Source organism: Mycobacterium sp. IS-1590 (assembly GCF_001500025.1).
Taxonomy (GTDB): domain Bacteria; phylum Actinomycetota; class Actinomycetes; order Mycobacteriales; family Mycobacteriaceae; genus Mycobacterium.
The window spans coordinates 80,327-97,434 of sequence record NZ_LQIW01000045.1 but is presented as its reverse complement, the minus strand read 5'-3'; the positions used below and the strand labels follow the sequence as shown (position 1 = coordinate 97,434).

17 protein-coding genes are annotated in these 17,108 nt (G+C 68.7%); 4 read left to right on the top strand and 13 right to left on the bottom strand.

What is annotated here, in order from left to right:
* From AU197_RS19930 to AU197_RS19905, 6 genes are all read right to left on the bottom strand, one after another.
* On the bottom strand, window positions 1-846 hold the full coding sequence (locus AU197_RS19930) for an arylamine N-acetyltransferase family protein (protein WP_064404709.1): 846 nt from the start codon (window positions 844-846) through the stop codon (window positions 1-3).
* A 75-nt stretch (window positions 847-921) separates the two neighbouring features.
* A complete protein-coding gene (locus AU197_RS19925; RefSeq protein WP_064404707.1) occupies window positions 922-1,257 on the bottom strand; it encodes a DUF8129 domain-containing protein in 336 nt (111 codons plus the stop codon).
* An 11-nt stretch (window positions 1,258-1,268) separates the two neighbouring features.
* Entirely contained in the window at window positions 1,269-1,475 is a 207-nt protein-coding gene (locus AU197_RS19920) for a hypothetical protein (RefSeq protein ID WP_064404706.1), read from the bottom strand.
* A gap of 37 nt (window positions 1,476-1,512) precedes the next feature.
* A complete protein-coding gene (locus tag AU197_RS19915) occupies window positions 1,513-2,295 on the bottom strand; it encodes a crotonase/enoyl-CoA hydratase family protein (RefSeq protein ID WP_064404703.1) in 783 nt (260 codons plus the stop codon).
* Window positions 2,296-2,316: 21 nt separating this feature from the next.
* Window positions 2,317-3,795 carry a protein kinase family protein gene (locus AU197_RS19910; protein ID WP_156434495.1) on the bottom strand — a complete coding sequence of 493 codons (1,479 nt, stop codon included), beginning with the start codon at window positions 3,793-3,795 and terminating at the stop codon, window positions 2,317-2,319.
* A gap of 115 nt (window positions 3,796-3,910) precedes the next feature.
* Complete coding sequence (locus AU197_RS19905; RefSeq protein ID WP_064404700.1) at window positions 3,911-5,128, bottom strand: serine/threonine-protein kinase; 1,218 nt, start codon at window positions 5,126-5,128, stop codon at window positions 3,911-3,913.
* 109 nt (window positions 5,129-5,237) lie between these two features.
* Between AU197_RS19905 and AU197_RS19900 the strand changes: the two genes are divergently transcribed.
* On the top strand, window positions 5,238-6,047 hold the full coding sequence (locus AU197_RS19900; RefSeq protein WP_064404698.1) for a lysophospholipid acyltransferase family protein: 810 nt from the start codon (window positions 5,238-5,240) through the stop codon (window positions 6,045-6,047).
* Window positions 6,048-6,089: 42 nt separating this feature from the next.
* Window positions 6,090-7,370, top strand: coding sequence for an alpha/beta hydrolase (locus AU197_RS19895; RefSeq protein ID WP_064404696.1), 1,281 nt, complete (start codon window positions 6,090-6,092; stop codon window positions 7,368-7,370).
* Between the two features lie 18 nt (window positions 7,371-7,388).
* Here AU197_RS19895 and AU197_RS19890 read toward each other — a convergent pair whose 3' ends face one another.
* Together AU197_RS19890 and AU197_RS19885 are read right to left on the bottom strand one after the other, a co-directional pair.
* Entirely contained in the window at window positions 7,389-8,807 is a 1,419-nt protein-coding gene (locus tag AU197_RS19890) for a WS/DGAT/MGAT family O-acyltransferase (RefSeq protein ID WP_064404694.1), read from the bottom strand.
* A gap of 26 nt (window positions 8,808-8,833) precedes the next feature.
* A complete protein-coding gene (locus tag AU197_RS19885; RefSeq protein WP_064404692.1) occupies window positions 8,834-10,057 on the bottom strand; it encodes an alpha/beta hydrolase in 1,224 nt (407 codons plus the stop codon).
* Between the two features lie 151 nt (window positions 10,058-10,208).
* On the opposite strand from AU197_RS19885, the gene AU197_RS19880 reads away from it, so the two are divergent.
* On the top strand, window positions 10,209-12,377 hold the full coding sequence (locus AU197_RS19880; protein ID WP_064404690.1) for an acyl-CoA dehydrogenase family protein: 2,169 nt from the start codon (window positions 10,209-10,211) through the stop codon (window positions 12,375-12,377).
* On the opposite strand, the gene AU197_RS19875 is transcribed toward AU197_RS19880, so the two are convergent.
* From AU197_RS19875 to AU197_RS19865, 3 genes are read right to left on the bottom strand one after another with little or no spacing between them, the layout of a single operon-like run.
* Window positions 12,378-12,761: a hypothetical protein gene (locus AU197_RS19875; RefSeq protein WP_502687896.1), complete on the bottom strand. Its 384-nt coding sequence runs from the start codon at window positions 12,759-12,761 to the stop codon at window positions 12,378-12,380.
* A 47-nt stretch (window positions 12,762-12,808) separates the two neighbouring features.
* Window positions 12,809-13,447 (bottom strand): helix-turn-helix transcriptional regulator, encoded by a 639-nt coding sequence (locus AU197_RS19870; protein WP_064404686.1) that lies wholly within the window; start codon window positions 13,445-13,447, stop codon window positions 12,809-12,811.
* A 2-nt stretch (window positions 13,448-13,449) separates the two neighbouring features.
* On the bottom strand, window positions 13,450-13,641 hold the full coding sequence (locus AU197_RS19865; protein WP_064404684.1) for a ferredoxin: 192 nt from the start codon (window positions 13,639-13,641) through the stop codon (window positions 13,450-13,452).
* A 122-nt stretch (window positions 13,642-13,763) separates the two neighbouring features.
* Here AU197_RS19865 and AU197_RS19860 point away from each other — a divergent pair, with 122 nt between their 5' ends.
* Window positions 13,764-14,666, top strand: coding sequence for an alpha/beta hydrolase (locus AU197_RS19860; protein WP_064404682.1), 903 nt, complete (start codon window positions 13,764-13,766; stop codon window positions 14,664-14,666).
* 1 nt (window position 14,667) lies between these two features.
* Here the strand turns inward: AU197_RS19860 and AU197_RS19855 are convergent, their stop codons facing one another.
* Both AU197_RS19855 and AU197_RS19850 read right to left on the bottom strand, forming a co-directional pair.
* Window positions 14,668-15,972 (bottom strand): amidohydrolase family protein, encoded by a 1,305-nt coding sequence (locus AU197_RS19855; RefSeq protein ID WP_064404680.1) that lies wholly within the window; start codon window positions 15,970-15,972, stop codon window positions 14,668-14,670.
* The gene (locus AU197_RS19850) at window positions 15,966-17,072 is read right to left on the bottom strand and encodes a CoA transferase (RefSeq protein ID WP_082696779.1); all 1,107 of its coding nucleotides are present in this window, start codon (window positions 17,070-17,072) and stop codon (window positions 15,966-15,968) included. Before AU197_RS19850 ends, AU197_RS19855 begins: the two co-directional genes overlap by 7 nt.
* Window positions 17,073-17,108: the final 36 nt, after the last annotated feature.

Sequence of the window (17,108 nt, the reverse complement as noted above, 5' to 3'; positions counted from 1 at the left end):
TCAGCTGTCGAGCACCTCGTGCACCCGGGCCTCGATGTCACGGTGATCGCCGAGGTCGGTCAGATCGATTCCGAAGCGGTCGGTCAGCTCGGTGAGAACGTCCGCTGCGGTGTCGAGACGAACTCGCTCGGTGCCTTCACCGCTGTGGATGGCCAGGTTGCGGCCGCGCAGGTTCCACCTGGCGTCGTCGGTGACCAGCGCCACCGACAGGCCGGTGACGAAGCCCGACTCGGGAAACGTTGACACGTACCAACTTCCGACTTGCAGATCGATCTGCGGCCGCGGGCGGGTCTCGAACACGTACAGCGGCTGCCACTGCCCGCGGATCTCGGCTTCCAGCAGGTAACCCTCGTCGTGGTCGCGCAACCGGTACGGCTCGTGCCGCGTCGGCTGCACGGGACCGGCTTGAAGCCGGATCGGCGACGTCAGCGTCTGTCCGCCGAACCCGACGTCGACCAACCACGGTCCGTCCTCTGCCGGGACGCGCACCGACAGCACCTGATGCGTTTGCGCGGGCAGCGCACCCGACTGGTTCATCCACACCACCCGGCCCGCGAGCCGCTGCACGCCGTAGCCCAGCGCCTCGAGCACGTACCCCATCAACCCGTTGTGCTCGTAGCAGTAGCCGCCGCGGCGACGGCGCACCAGCTTGCGGGTCAGCGCGCCCGCGCTGAGATCGACGACCGGGATTCCCAGCAGCGGATCGAGGTTCTCGAACGGAATCGACCGGTTGTGCGCCGCCACCAGGGCCCCCAGGGTGGACAGCGTCGGCTCCGTCGAGCCGGTGTAGCCGACCCGGTCCAGGTAGGCAGCTACGTCGAGCGCCGCCGTCACGTCGGTTGCCATGCCCACATCTTGCGGCCTCAACCGCCGTTCAGGTCAACCGGTGCCGCGCGTCGGCGCGAACTCTATGCGCGGGGCTTAGGGCTTGCCGCGGGCCGGCGTCTGGTTCGCGACGCCGTGCCGAAGCGGGGTGCTGGCCTGCGCGGCCGTCGACTCCTGCACGGGCGAACCGCCCGCCGTACCGCTCACCTCGGGCGCATTGGCCGGGTCACCGGATGACGGCTCGGCGCCGTGGGTCAGTTCCTTGAGCCGCGCATGCAGCACCTCGAGCACCGGGATGCGGTTGCCGTGCTCGGTCTCGTGGTCGAACACCGCTCGCAGCGCGGGCTCGTCGAGCGCACGGATGCGATGCCGCAGCTCGGTCAGCGGCAGCTGGTCGTAGTCGGTGATCGGCAGGTCGTCGCTCTGCGCCATGCGCTGACTCCTTAGAGGTGAGGTAGGCCGTCGGTCGGCGAGGGAATCGCTGTCCCCGGTCCGTCGGCGTGTCCGCGGTACCGGGCGATCACCGCAGCGACCGCTCCGATACCCGCGAGCGCCAACGTGGGCCACATCGCGGCCTGCACCAACCACACTCGTCTCTGCACCTTGAAGATGCGCTTCTGCGCGCGCCGCGCTCGGGACAACGTTTCCACGTCTAACGGTTGCCCCGGGCGGCGGTTGTGAAACCCGTTAGGTTCCCGTCCACTTCGGCGCCCGCTTCTCGGCGAACGCGATCGCGCCTTCCTTGGCGTCGTTGGACATGAAGACCGGACCGAAGATCTCGACCTGCTTCTTCCACATCTCCTGAGAGTTCCAGTCGCGCGACTCGACGATGATGCGCTTGGTCGCCGCCACCGCGAGTGGACCGTTGGCGGTGATCTTCTCGGCGAACGCGATCGCGGCCTCCAACGCCTGTCCCGGTTCGGCGAGGACGTTGACCATCCCGAGGTCGTGGGCGCGCTGGGCGGTCAGGCTCTCCCCGGTCAACGCCAGTTCCATCGCCAGCCCGTACGGGAGGCGCTGCGGCAACCGCAGCAGTCCGCCGCCGCCTGCGACCAGACCGCGCTTGACCTCGGGGATACCGAATGCGGATTCCTTCGACGCCACGATCAGGTCGGTGGCCAGGGCCAGCTCGCACCCACCGGCCAGGCAGTAACCCTCCACGGCGGCGATGAGCGGCTTGGCGGGCGGGCGTTCGGTGAAGCCCAGGCCGCGGCCCTCGATGGCCACGTTCTCGCCGCGCGCGAACGCCTTGAGATCCATGCCCGCGCTGAACGAGCCGCCGGCCCCGGTCAGGATGCCCACCGACAGGCCGGCATCGCCGTCCAGTCGATCCATGGCGTCGGCAAGGCCGCGACTGACGTCGGCGTTGACCGCGTTCTTGGCCTGCGGACGGTTGATGGTGATGATCAGAATGCGGTCGCGCTGTTCGACCAGTACGACTGGTTCAGTGTTGTCACTCACGCGGCTGATCGTAACGGCCCGCCGATCGGATCATGCGGGCGCAGCGGCCGCGTGCACGCCGATCTCAGCGATGGCCGCACGGTTCTGACCGTCGGCGGTGCCCAGCTTGGTTATCCACACCACCACGCGCGAGATCGGCCGCGTGTCCGTCACCGGAATTCGCGTGAGGCCGGGCTGCACGGGTGTGGCGGGTGTGAGTTCAAAGGAGTCGGTCAGCGCCTTCGGATCGTCGGGCTTGTCGGTCCCGCGTACCTGAATCAGCGAGCCGGCGCTGTTCTGGTCGATGGTGACCGCGGTGATCGGTGTCGGCTCGCGCAGTGAGATGAGCAGGCCCACGCCGGGTTTGAACTTCGGGAAGGGGTCGGCGTCGTAGTAGCGATCGGTCGACCATGCCGTGTCGGGTTTGGCGTCGATCGCCAGACCGGCGTCGTCGGGACTGTCCGGAGATCCGTCGGGGGCGAAGACCGTCGCCGCTTCCAACGGGACGCGGTCGCCGGGGGTGAGTCCGCGCACGGTCTTGGTCTGCTCGGGAGGTGGGGGAACCGTGGTCGTCGGAACCAGTCCGAGTTTGTCCGCGTCCATCGCGACGTCGTCGTCGCTGGTTTCCAGCAGACCGTTGAGCGACGAGCCCAGCGCCAGGATCGCCACCGCAACGATGGTCGCGGCCGCACCGAGTCCGGTGCGAAGGATGGCGCGCCGGGCCACCTCTTTCTGTTCCTCGGGCCCGAAGTTGCGGAATTCGGCGTAGCGTCCGGGCCTCGGAGGCGGCAGGGGCGGCATCACCCGGTGGGTCGACTCGACGTCGGGCGCGGCGGCCTGCTCCAGCAGTGTGAGTAGTGTTGCGGCGCTGCCGATTCCACCGTTGTCCCGCAGCAGCGCAGAGGTCGTCGTGGAGACCAGGAACGGGATTCGGGGATCGACTTCGGCCGGCTCCTTGGGCTGAGTTGAAGCCGGCCACTGACCGACAAGCAGCGTGTACAGTGCGCAGCCGATTCCGCGGAGGTCCGTCTGCGGGGTGGTGTCGGGAAGGACGGCCGGAAACGCAAGCGCCACGTGTCCGTCGGCGCCCACCCGTAGCCGCGCGGGATCGTCGACCGACAGCACCAGACCCGCGCGGTGCGCCGCCTCGGCGGCCCCGGCCAGCGCTGTTGTCATGGCGGCCACGGAGTCGGGCGCCCGCTTTTCGCCCGCGACCTCACGGAGGCTCGCTCCGGGAAGCCAGTCGGACACCACGACGCCGAAGACGCCCGTGTGCAGCACCTCGAGCACCGGCGCGATACCGGCTGCGTCGAGGCCGCGGAGCCGGATGGTGCGCGCGAGGATCTCGTGAACGAACTCGTCGGGCAATTCCTGTGCAACGTCGACGAGTGTCAGCGCGACGTGCTGCCCCGACGCGATGTCGAGCGCTTGCCAGAATTCCAGCAGCGGACCGCTCCCGTGCGCGTCCAGCAGCCGATATCGGCCCCCGATCGCCATGCCGGGGATCAGCCGTTGGGGACTTGTCGCCATCGCTTCCGAACTCGCCTCGACGGTTGTGGTCCGCTCGTCCGCTGCGGTGCGGAGGGGACCCGAACCGGCCCGATTGTCGACGGTGGATAGCCGCGGGGCGCGGTGCCTAAACGCCTCAGTCGCCCTTCTTGCCGTTGCCGTTGCCCCGCCCGTTGCCGTTGCCCGGGCCGCCCTTCTTGGGCCCGGGCGGCGGTTTGGGTTGCTCGACGATCGGCGCCGCGCTCGTCGGCGGGGGTGGCGCAACGGTCGTCGGCGGGGGCGGTGGCGGCTGCGCCGGCGTGCTGGTGCTGACCTGTTGCGGCGGCGGTGTGCTCGACGACGGGTCCAGCGCCAGCGCGAGGCCGGCGACGACGAACGCGACGAACCCCGCGGCCGCGAGCAGCAGCTTGCGCTCGCGGCTCACCGGTCGCCGCCGTGGGGGTGGTGCCACGAAGTAGTTGGCGGAGGGCGCGAGCGGTTCGGCGAGGATCTTCGTGGCCGGTCGTGGCGCCGCTGCGGGCGCCGGCCCCATCACCAAAGCCGTGGGCGCCCCGGCCAACGCGTCTCGCATGTGCTCGGCGCTACCGAATCGCCGGCTCACGTCTCTGGCCATGGCCCGGTCGATCGTCGCGGCCAGCGCCGGGTCGACGTCGGGGCGTACGGCGCTGATCGGCGGAGGAGGTGCATCGAGGATGGCGTGCAGCAGGGCCGCGGGATTCTCCTGGGCGAACGGCCGCTGTCCCGTCAACGCCTCATAGCCCATCACGCCGACGGCGTACAGGTCGTCGGCCACCGACGCCGGTGCGCCCGCGACGCGCTCCGGGCTCATGTAGGCCATCGTGCCGACGATCTGGCCGGTCGCGGTCAGCGCGGCGCCCGCCGTCTTGGCGATGCCGAAGTCGGCGACCTTCATCGCCCCGCTGTTCGGCGCGATCAGCACGTTGCCCGGCTTGATGTCGCGATGGACGATGCCCGCCGCGTGCGCGCAGGCCAGCGCGCCGAGCACGTCGTGCAGCATCGCGCGGACACGTGGTGGCGCCATCGGCCCCATCTCGATCTCGTCCTGCAGCGTGCGGCCGGGCAGGCGCTCCATGACGATGAAGGGGCTGCCGTCATGCTCGCCGCTGTCGTGCACCGCCACGATGTTGGGGTGGTTCAGTCCGGCGGCGGCACGGGCCTCCTCCTCGAACCGTCGCCGCATGCCGGTGTCGGCGTTGAACGCGGGATACAGCAGCTTGATCGCCACCGGCCGATGCAGACGGGTGTCCCACCCGTCGTGGACCTCGGCCATCCCGCCGCGACCGAGGACACCTCGCAATTCGTAGCGGTCCGCAAGAAGTTCGCGGCCGTCCATGCAGATAAGGTAGCCGCACCCACTTTGGGGCAAACGCGCGACATTTGTCCTGCACAGGGACGATCGGCTAAACTAGAACACGTTACAGTTTTCGATCAGAGGGGGTCCGGTGGCCGCCAACGACACCGAGCCGTCGCAGCTCACCAAGTGGGACCCGGGTCTGACCGAACGGTTCTTCGCCATCACCCGCCCGTTCCTCAAACGCTACTTCCGTTCTGAGGTGCGGGGCCTGGAGAACATTCCGGCGGGTGGCGCCCTGGTGGTGTCCAACCACTCCGGGGGCATGCTCCCCATGGACGTGCCGATCCTGGCCGCGGACTTCTACGAGCATCATGGCTACGACCGGCCCATCTACACGCTCAGCCACGACATGCTGATGGTCGGGCCGACCGGCGAGTTCTTCCGCAAGATCGGCTACATCAGCGCCAACCACGAGAACGCCGACCGCGCGCTGCGCTCCGGCGGGCTGGTCGTGGTGTTCCCCGGCGGCGACTATGACGTGTACCGGCCCACGTTCTCGGAGAATGTCATCGACTTCGGCGGGCGGACCGGCTATGTCAAGGCCGCGCTCAACGCCGGTGTGCCGATCGTCCCGACCGTGGGCATCGGCGGTCAGGAGACGCAGATCTTCCTGTCGCGTGGCACCTGGCTGGCAGAGCGCCTCGGGCCGATCGCGCGCCTGGCCCGCACCAAGATCCTGCCTGTCTCCTTCGGGTTCCCGTTCGGCCTGTCGCTGGTGGTGCCGCCCAACATCCCGTTGCCGTCCAAGATCGTCATGCAGGTGCTGCCACCGATCGACATCGTCGCCGAGTTCGGCGAGGACCCCGACATCGACGAGGTCGACGCGTATGTCCGCCGGGTGATGCAGCGCGCCCTCGACGAGTTGGCGACCGAGCGACGCCTCCCGATTCTGGGCTGATACTGGTTTCGGAGACACGTCAGAGGGTTATGACCGACGTCGATGACTAGACGCCGCTTTCCGCTGCTTCGCGCGGCGGCCGAACTCGCCAACGCCGCCAACGGTGTGCAACCGCTCGGTCGCGAGGGGTACATCACCCTGCCTGTCTTCGCGTTCGGATGGCCGACGACCGAGGCCGCGCCGCTCTACCTGGGCGGTTCGGTGCTCGACGCCCTGCGACGCGGACTGCGCGGTGACTTCCGTGGTGCGCGGGGCCGTATCGCCTTGGCGCTCACGGCGATCGCATGGGCGCTGCTCGGCGTCATCATGTACCGCAACGTGAACTCGAAGCGGTATTTCGAGGAGCCCCTGAGCGAAGCGCTCGGCGACGACTACGAGCAGGTGGCCTCGAGGTCACAGCCCGCACGGCGGAGCCGACTCGCCGGCGTCGGCATCCCCCCGAACGAATTGATGCGCCGCCGCTACGTCGAGCGGGCCAACACTGTCCAGTACGGTCCGCACGGGCGCGTCAACCGGGCCGACATCTGGCGGCGGGCCGACCTGCCGCGCGACGGCAAGGCGCCCGTGCTGCTGCAGGTGCCGGGCGGGGCGTGGGCCATCGGCATGCGACGGCCGCAGGCCTATCCCCTGCTCAGCTACATGGCCGAGCGGGGATGGGTGTGCGTCTCGATCGACTACCGGGTCAGCCCGCGGCACACCTGGCCCGCGCACATCATCGATGTCAAACGTGCCCTGGCCTGGATCAAGGAGAACATCGCAGACTACGGCGGGGACCCCGACTTCGTCGCGATCACGGGCGGCTCGGCGGGCGGCCACCTGTCCTCGCTGGCCGCGCTGACACCGGATGATCCGCAGTGGCAGCCGGGCTTCGAGGACGCCGACACGTCCGTGGCGGCCGCGGTACCGATCTACGGCCGCTACGACTGGGTGTCGGCGCGCGGCTCCGGCCGCAAGGAGTTCATCGCCTTCCTGCAGAGGTTCGTCGTGAAGAAGCCCATCACCGAGCACAAGCAGACCTATGTCGACGCCTCCTCGATCATGCGCGTACGTCCCGATGCCCCACCGTTTTTCGTGCTCCACGGTCAGGACGACTCGATCATCCCGGTGCAGGAGGGTCGTGATTTCGTCGAGGCGCTGCGCAAGGTGTCGACGTCCACGGTCGCATACGCCGAAATCCCGCACGCCCAGCACGCTTTCGACTTCTACGGATCGCCGCGTGCGCACTACACCGCTGCCGCGGTCGAGCGCTTCTTGTCGTGGGTGCACGCGCAGCGTCACGCGCCGAGCCGCCGATTGCCGCACCCGCAGTCCGCCGGGGCGTAGCTGTCTGCTGGGCTCGCCCTACTGCGCCATGGCGGACTCGACCACCGTCAGCTCGTCGGAAAGACCTGCAGCCCGACGGATCTCGATGAAAGCGTCGATCATCGCGTCGGTCAATTCGTGCGGGTCGTCGAGTGTGGCACCATCCGACAGCACCGAGATGTTGAGTTGGTCGACGTAGCTCCACACCGTGATGTTGAGCCCGCTGCCGGTGGTGAGCGGACCAACCGAGTAGATCTCGGTGACCAGTGCACCGCCCACCCGGCCGGGTTGGCGGGGGCCAGGCACGTTGGAGATCGGCAAGTTCAAAATCTTGTTCTGGCCGTCCTTTTCGGCCAGCCAGTGAAACAACCGCTCGGCAGGCCTCGGCGGAAAGTAGGCCGACCACCGGCTGATCAGCTCCGGCCCCATCAGGTGATGGGTCTCCTTGGCCTCCACCGCGGCATCGTGCGCCGCTCTGACCCGTTCCAGCGGATCCTCGAGCTGAATGGGTACCGTCATCATGACCCCGGTGAAGTAGTTGCCCGAGATCCGATCGGGAGAGAAGTCGAAACTGACTGGGACAGAGGCCAACAGCGGGTGGTCGGCCTGCCCGTCATACTTCAGGGCGAGCTCACGCAGCGCGCCCGCCGACATCGCCAGCACCATGTCGTTGATGGTGACGCCCAGATGCTTGGCCGTTTCCTTCACGTCGGCGAGCGCCAGGGTGGCGGTGGCGAACTTTCGTTGCGCGTCGACGCGATGGTTCATGAACGAGGGAGGCGGGGTGAACGGCCGGGTGAGTTCCGGTGACAGCTTCTTCGCACTTTTGCGCACCCGTTGGACGCCCTGCGCCGTATACCGCATGACCCCCGGCAGCCGACCGATCTGACGCATATGGTCGGCAAACGCCGTCCGCACCAATTCCGCCTTCCCCGGCGGCGGATCGGTTGCGTACGAGTCACGCTCGGCTTGTGGGCCTTGCTGCAGATCCATACCGCGGGCCAGGAGATTGGCCGATGCGACCCCGTCGGCCAGGGCATGGTGAATCTTGCCGAGCACCGCGATTCGACCGTTGGCCAGGCCCTCGATGAAATACATCTCCCACAGCGGCCTGCTGCGGTCCAGCGGTGTGCTGGCGATCTGGCCGATCGCTTCGTCGAGTTGGCGGCGCCCGCCGGGGCTGTCCACGCGCCAGGGCCGCACGTGGTACTCGAGGTCGACCTCGCAGTTCTCCCGCCACATCGGGTGGTGGAACTTGAACGGGATGTCGACGAGTTCGTAGCGGAAGGGGTCGAGTTTGTAGAGTCGCCGGTGGATGACACGGCGAAAATCGTCGATGCCGAAGGGGCGGTCACCCAACTCGGAAAGGTCGATCACCGCCAGCTTGAGCGTGTGCATGTGCACCGTGGGGGTTTCCGAATACAGCAGGATCGCGTCCCAGCCGCTGAGCCTTCTCACGTCGCGACCCCTCCCTCCGGAGGAGCCTATATAACCTCTTTGGCCCCGACCAGCGTACGGTTTCGGTGAATCTGGTTCAGGAACAATCCTATTGCCGTCGCGGCGGATCCGGTCCTGGCCCCGTCGGTCATGTCGAACGCGTGCCCGGCGCCGGGCAGTTCGACGTAACTGACCACCGACCGCGACGCCGCGCGCAGCCGTTCGACGAAAGCACGGGCCTGCGCCACCGGAATGACACTGTCGCCGGTGCCGTGGACGATCAGGAACGGCGGCGCCTCGGGGTGCACCTGCGCGATCGGGGACGCCTTGCGGTAGACACCTGGGTTCCGGCCCACCTTGTGTCCGACGACGACGCGTTCCAGGAAATCGATGAACCGCACCCGCTCGACGGTCGAGCGATCCTCCCAGCAGTAGCGGCCGTAGATCGGAACCACCGCATCCACCGAGGTGTCCGCATCCTCCGCCAGCTCGGCCTGCAACTCCGGATCGTTGGGCGTCAAACCGGCGAGCGCCGCCAGGTGCCCACCGGCCGAGGTGCCCGCGATCGCCACGAAGTCGCGGTCGCCGCCGAACTTGTCGACGTTGGCGCGGGCCCACGCGATCGCGGTCTTCACGTCGTGGATGTGCGCCGGCCAGCGGTGGTGCGGCGCCACGCGGTAGTCGATGGACAGGCACACCCAGCCCATCTCGGCCAGATGCGACATCAGCGCGTACCCCTGCAGGATGCGCTTGCCGTGTACCCACGCGCCGCCCGGTACGAAGATCAGCACCGGCGCCGGCTCGGCAGGCAACTCCTTGGGCCGCCACACGTCGAGCAATTGCGTAGGCCGAGGCCCGTACCGCACCGACGTGCGATAGACGCTGCGCCGATGCTCGCGCAGCTTCCACAGCGGCGGCACCGACTCCGGCGCCGGCCACTCGATCGCGAGGTCCTTGGCGTTGACGACACCGCGCAGCGCGGCCTCGGTGACGGCGTTGGTGCTGTTGCGTTCGGCCTCTTTTTGCTCGGCGTCACCCGGGCTAAACCACGACTTGACCGTGGCGCCCAGGAAATCGGGCGCGTGGCGGGACCCCCAGACACCCATGGCGGCCAGAGCGCCCAACGGCTCCAGGTGCTTTCCGATGACGGGCAGCGAAGCCGAGGCCACGCTCATCGCCAGCATGTAGTCGGAGGGCCCGGCGTTCAGCAACCACCGCGCGCGTGTCCAGAAGGTCGGACCTGGGTACCGGGCATCCGGTCGCACCGTCATTGCGCGACTGTACCCCGGCGCCGGTTACGCACAAGACAACTTCTTGAAGTGTCTACGGGACACATTTCGGGATCTCCGGCGCCTATACCGTGACCTGCGCAGATGGGCTAGCGTGACTTGCCGACCGTCAACTTCGAAGAGGACTTCGCACGTGAGTAAGTCAGCGCTTGCCATCACCGAAGAGCACGTCGACCTGGCCGACGCGGTTTTCGGCCAGCTCAACCGTGTCAACAGCCGCGCGGCCGCCCGCTCGACGCTGGAGGGTGGTTCGTCGCACCCCGCCGAGATCTGGTCGGCCGCGGCGAGCCTGGGCTGGACCGGCCTGGCCATCGCCGAGGACTACGGCGGGTCCGGCTTCGGGCTGGCGGAGTTGGCGGTGGTGCTCGAAGCCCAGGGTCGCGAACTGTGCCCCGGGCCGTTCCTGCCTTCCGTGGCCGCCGCGGTGGTGATCGACCGGTGCGCATCCGGTTCCCTTCGCGCACAACTGCTTCCGGATCTCGCCGACGGCAGTACGGTCGGCGCGCTTGCTGTTTCAGGCAGCGTGACCGTCGGCTCCGACCTGGTCGTGACCGGCGAGAGCCCCGCGGTGCTGGGCGCGCCCGACGCGAATCTGCTGGTCGTGGTCGCGGGCGACGACGTCGTCGTCATCGATTCCGCGGCCGAGGGCGTCACGATCACCCCGCTCGAGTCGATGGACACCTCGCGCAGCCTCGGCTCGGTCGCGCTGAGGGGTGTGGCGGTCACCGACGAGCGTCTGCTTCGCGGCGCGGCACGCAAGGCGCACACGGTATTTCGCATCCTCGCGTCGGCCGAAGCCGTCGGCGTCAGTTGGGCGAGCATGGAGATGGCCGTCGAATACGCCAAGGTGCGTGAGCAGTTCGGCCGCACGATCGGGACATTCCAGGCCGTCAAGCACCATGCGGCCAACATGCTCGTCAACGCCGAGGTCACGACGGCCGCGACATGGGATGCCGCCCGCGCCGACGACCTGGACAGCGCGTCGTTCGCCGCCGCGGTCGCCGCATCGCACGCCATCCGGACGCAGATCTTCAATGCCCAGACCAACATTCAGCTCCACGGCGGGATCGGTTTCACCTGGGAGCACGACGCCCACCTGTATCTGCGGCGCGCCAGGACGCTCGCGGCGCTGACGGCCGAGGCCGGCGATCCGCTGCTGGACATCGTCGAAGCGCAGCGCAGTGGCCAGGCGCGGGGCGCGACGTTCACGCTGCCGCCGGAAGCCGAGCAGTTCCGCGAGCAGGCGCGCGACGCCGTCTCGAAGTTGCGCTCGCTGCCCGCCGGCCAACAGCGCGACTTCCTCGTCGACTCCGGTTACCTGGTGCCGCACTGGCCCAAACCGTGGGGACGCGCCGCGGAGGTGCTCGAACAGCTGGTCATCGAGGAGGAGTTCGCCGATGTCGAGCGGCCCGACCTGGGCATCACCGGCTGGGTCACGCTGACCATCGCCCAGGCGGGCACCGACGATCAGAGGGAGCGCTGGGTCGAACCGGTGCTGCGCGGCGACGTGATGTGGTGTCAGCTGTTCTCCGAACCGGGCGCGGGCTCGGACGCCGCGGCCGTGCGGACGTCGGCGAAGAAGGTCGACGGCGGCTGGCGGGTGACCGGCCAGAAGGTATGGACCAGCCTGGCCCACCAGTGCCAGTGGGGTCTGGCCACCGTGCGCACCGACCCCGACGCCCCCAAACACGCAGGTGTGACGATGATGGCCATCGACATGAAAGCCCCTGGTGTGACGGTGAATCCGCTTCGCGGGCTGACCGGCCACGCCCACTTCAACGAGGTGTTCTTCGACGACGTCTTCGTCCCGGACGCCGACGTCGTCGGGGATGTGAACAAGGGTTGGTTGGTGGCCCGCGCGACGCTGGGCAATGAGCGCATCTCGATCGGCGGCGGTTCGGGTGGCACGACCGGGTTCACCGCGGCCGATCTGGTGAAGTTGCTCGACAACGCCTCGGCCGAGACCCGGGCGACGTACCTGCGGCGGGCCGGCGAGGTGATCGCCGAGACGCACACGTTGCGGTTGTTGAACCTGCGACGGGTGACCCGCGCGATCGCGGGTTCGGACCCCGGACCGGAGGGCAACGTCACCAAGCTCCTGGTGGCCGAATCCGGGCAGCGGATGACCGAATTGGCCATGGAGTTGGCCGGATCTTCCGCCGTCGTCGGGCAGACCCCGACGCTGACGCTGGCCTACCTCGGTAACCGGGCCATGACGATCGCCGGTGGCACCTCGGAGATCACCCGGAACACGATCGCCGAGCGCATCCTCGGCCTGCCGCGTGACCCGTTGCTGAAATAGTCAGGCCAGCAAGGTGATTCCACCGACGATCAGCGCGATCACCTTGACGAGCTCGAGCGCGACGTAACCGTAGTGGGCGCGTGACCGGCCCGTCGGCGCCTGTCCCGGCGGGGTGGTCAGCACGACGTCCGAGCGGCGGTTGAGCGCCGGACGGACCGCGACCAGTTGTGCGGCCAACGCCACGACGACGACGCCGACCGCGATGACGGCAACGGGTGAGGGCCGCGCGATCGCCACGCCGATGACCAGGACCACAGCCAGCACTGCCTCGATGCTGTTGAGGGCGCGGAACACCAACCGGCCGATGCCGAGCCCGACCTGCAGGGACACCCCCGGGGCCCGAAACTTCAGCGGAGCCTCGATGAACGAGATGGCGAGCACCATGCCCAACCAGACGAAGGTGACCGCGATCGAGACCGCCTGTGCGACTGTCACTGAACTCGCCTCCTCGGCGCCATGTGTGCGATGCAGAGCCCTGGCTCTGCGAAGGGGGTCAACCCATCCACCGTCACCGGTGCGTCCCAGGCCGTCAGCGCGCCCTGCATGAGGCCGAGATGCACCGGACAGATGACCTCGCGGCGGTCCACGGCCAGCTCCAGGAACGGACAGTTTCGCAATCCGATTTCGGCACCGGCGGAACGCTTTTCGGGATCAAATCCCAGATCGGCGAGCAGATCGGTGAGTCGGTCGACAGCCTGCCGGGGGCCGGGGACGGTGTCGTCTTCGTTGGCGACGGTCTCGTTACGCGCCCACGCGCGCCCCGCCGCGATCGCCCGACTTTCGGGGTCGCGCTGGCGCGCGAGCGCATCGGCCAGGACACCGGCCAACGTCCGGTAGTCACGCGGACCGACGGGATCCATGCCCGTCGGCACCCGGAACATCAGCGGTGGTCGGCCGGGTCGTGCCCGTTCGGCTTCGACCGTTTCCACTCGCCCACTTCTGGCCAGTGTTTCCAGGTGGAATCGGGCGGTGTTGGGATGGACCGACAATTGCTCGGCGACCTCGCTGATGCTCATGGGCCTGCCTGCGGTGCGCAGCGTCGTCAGCACCGCTTCGCGCCGCCCTGCCATCGCTAATCCCGTGTGAAGATTGCGGCCCGCGGGCACTCGGCGATGGCCTTTTCGCTCTGCTCCCGCAGGTCGGCGGGGATCGGATCGACGGTCACCACGGAGTAGTCGTCGTCGTCGAGTTCGAACACCGCCGGTGCGTACTTCACGCACATCGCGTTTCCCTCACAGCGATCGCGGTCCACCACGACATGCATGACGCCTCCTCGGCTTCAGTAGCGACGTACGCCGAGTTTATACAAATATGACTTGTATAAACAATGGGCCGGCGCAGACGATCTGCCGAAATTCCCGGCAGCGGTGAAGTAATACTTGTCGGGTGCCGTTCACCGATTTCCATCCCGACCTACGCCGCGCCGCCCGCCTCGCCCCCAAACAGGTGATCACCCCCGCGACGCTGCCGATCGTGCGCATGGTCACCCGGCGCATGTGGCGCCGCCCACCACGCGATGTCGAGCCGCTGACCCTCCCGTCGGGAGTCGACGTCTGGCTGTACCGGCCGCCCGGCGGCACGACAAAGGGACCCGCGCTGCTGTGGATTCACGGCGGGGGTTATCTCATCGGCCACCCCGGCCAGGACAACGAACTGTGCCGCCGGTTCGCCCGGCGCCTGGGCGTCACGGTGGCTTCCGTCGACTACCGGTTGGCGCCCGAACACGCCTACCCGGCCGCAGTGGAGGACTGCTACTCGGCGCTGAAGTGGTTGATGGCCTTGCCGTCGGTGGACCCCGACCGTGTCGCGATCGGAGGCGCCAGCGCCGGCGGCGGTTTGGCGGCCCAGTTGGCGCTGTTGGCGCGCGACCGCGGCGAAATCGCGCCATCGGCCCAGCTGCTGGTCTATCCGATGCTCGACGACCGCACCGTGGACCGCCGCGAACCGGACAACCCTGGGCTGCGCCTGTGGAACAAGTCGAGCAACAAGTTCGGCTGGTCGGCTTACCTCGGCGACGCCGATCCCGCCGTGGCCGTGCCCGCGCGGCGAAACGACCTGGCCGGGTTGCCGCCCGCATGGATCGGGGTCGGAACGCTTGACCTCTTCCACGACGAAGATCTCGAGTACGCCGAACGACTCAAGGCCGCGGGAGTGCCGTGCGACGTCGAAATAGTCGAAGGCGCATTCCACGGCTTCGACGGCATCGTGCCCAAAGCCTCTGTCTCACAGCGCTTCTTCGACAGCCAGTGCGCAATGCTGCAGCGGGCCTTGGCGCCCGCGGCTGCCTGAGTCACCCGCGTTCGAAGACCACCTCGCCCCCGATCACGGTGGCGTCGACCATGTCCGACGCCAGGGTCTCGAACACGTCATCGGGAGATAGCTCCAGTATCGCCAGGTCTCCCGGCTGCCCGGGCGCGACGGTTCGGCGCCGCAACGGATCGTGTCCGGTACCGAGGAACATGCCCAGTGCTTCCGCCGCGGCGATCCGTTCGTCCGCACCGAGCACCGCGCCGCTGCCGGTCACGCGGCGCACCGCGGCGCGCATCGTCGCCCACGGATCGCCCTGGCCGAACGGCATGTCGGTCGACAGCGCGACCGGCACGCCCGCGCGCAACAGCGAGGCGACGCGCCACAACTCATGGTGTTCGTCGACGGGGACGTCGGCGAGGTACTGATCGCCGCGCTCGGTGACGAAGTTCGGCTGCGTCACCACGGTTACACCGCTTGCGGCGAGGGACGCGATGACGTCGTCGGCAACGACGGAGGCATGCTCGATGCGGTCCCCCGGATGCGTTCCGGCTGTCTGCAGGGCGGACAGCGTGACGACGAGTTGCGCCGCGGTCACACAGTGCACGGCCACCGGTGCACCCTCGGCATGCCGTCCGGAGATCCACGAGGTGAGACCGTCGAGGTCGAGGTCTGAATCGTGCAGGATCCGCTTGCCTGGCGCGAGGCAGAGCACGCGCTGGCGCAGTTCCCCGCAGCGATGGGACTCCAAAAGCCTGACCACGTCGTCGATCTCGAGGTCCGGCGTGGCGTCGGTGACGCCCGTGACGCCCAGGCCGCTGAGCCGGCTGCTCACCTCGCCGAGACCGGCTTCGTTGCGCTGCAGGGCATCCGACCACGAGCGGTCGGCGCTGCGCAACCGCCCGTCGGGGTGGTCGGCCATACCCACGCGGGCCAACCCCGCCGAGTTCAGCGTCCACAGCACGCCACTGCGGTGCTGCACCCGGACCGGGAGCGCGGGCGCCACCTCGTCGAGCACGGTCCGATCGAGGGGGCCTGCGACCGCCTCGTGATAGCCCACGGCCCGGACCCAGCCATCGGCGCCGGGGTTTACGTTCGCCAGCGCGCGGGCCAGCTCCGCCCGGTTGCGCACCTCGGCCGGGCCGACCCGTACCGAACGTAAAGCCGCTGCGGCGGAACGCAGATGAACATGGTGGTCGTGCAGCCCGGGTATCACGGTACGACCGGCGGCGTCGTAGATCGGCTCGCCCGCACGAGGCGACAGCACAGGTTCGACCGCAGTGACCTCTTCGGCCACCCGGATGTCGACGGCGGCGCCGTCGAGCAGAGTGGCCCGCTGAATCAGCAAGGCGCGAGCCGTCGCTGCTCGATCAGCTGCTCCACTTCCTCGTTGTCCGCTCCCAAAGGGGACGCGGCGGCCGATAGTTGCGGCGCTGCGGCACAGGGTGATCGGTCGTCGCGCGGTAGTTCTGCGTAGGTGGCGGCGACGGCGGCCATCGACATCTCGATCAGTTCGCCGCCCCCGCTGCGCAATGACTGCGCGACGGCCAACGCAGCCTCGAGACCGGTCAACGGGTCGGCGATGGCATCCCCGCAGAACGCGGGCTCGTCGGGCTCACCACAGACCAGGCCGCCTGACACGGCGGCGTCGTCGCCGAACGCGACCCAGTTCTCGCGGCCACCGTCTGTGCCGTGACCGGTGACCCGCAGCCATACTCGGCCGTCTCGGGGCGCCACGTCCGTCGGGCCGAGACCGCGGCGAACCAACGCCGCGGGCCGCGACGACTCGATCACGACGTCTGCGGCGGCCAGCAGCGCGCGCAGACCCGATGGTTCATCGAAATCGACTCTGTACGAGAGTTTTCCTGCGTTCATCCAGTCGAAGAACGATTGCGGACCGTGTCGGGCGCCGTCGGGCCGTGCGGAGCTCTCGACCTTGACGACGGTCGCACCCGCCGATGCAAGCAACCCTCCACACAGGGGTCCGGCCCACATCGCCGACAGGTCCGCGACCAGGAGGTCCGCCGGGCCCCGCGTCGCGGTGGCCGCGCCGAACGGGTAGACGCGCGGGGCCTCGGGAGGGGTCTCGGCGAGGCCCGCGGCAGGAAGGCCGAGCAGCCGGGCACGCTCTGTCATGTCGGCGCAGTCGTTTTCGGCGACCCAGCCCTGTACGGCCGGCCACGGATCATCGACCTCGTCGGCCGAGATCAACGCCGGAACCGCGGCGACGTCGTCGGGTCTGGCCAATGTGAGGGCACACCAGCCGTCACGGCTGCGCATCAGGCGCGTCGCGCCGCCCGCCGACACCTGCCCGGCCGGCGAGAGACCCAGCAGGGCGGCGCGCCCGCCGATCAGCTCGGCCGCGTCGACCCGCACGCCGGTGAAGGTTTCGAAGGCGTCGGCGACCCGCCCGGCCCGGTCGAGCACGGCGGTGGGGACAGTCAACATCGTCGACGTCACGTTCCCCATTGTCGGCCTACTTCG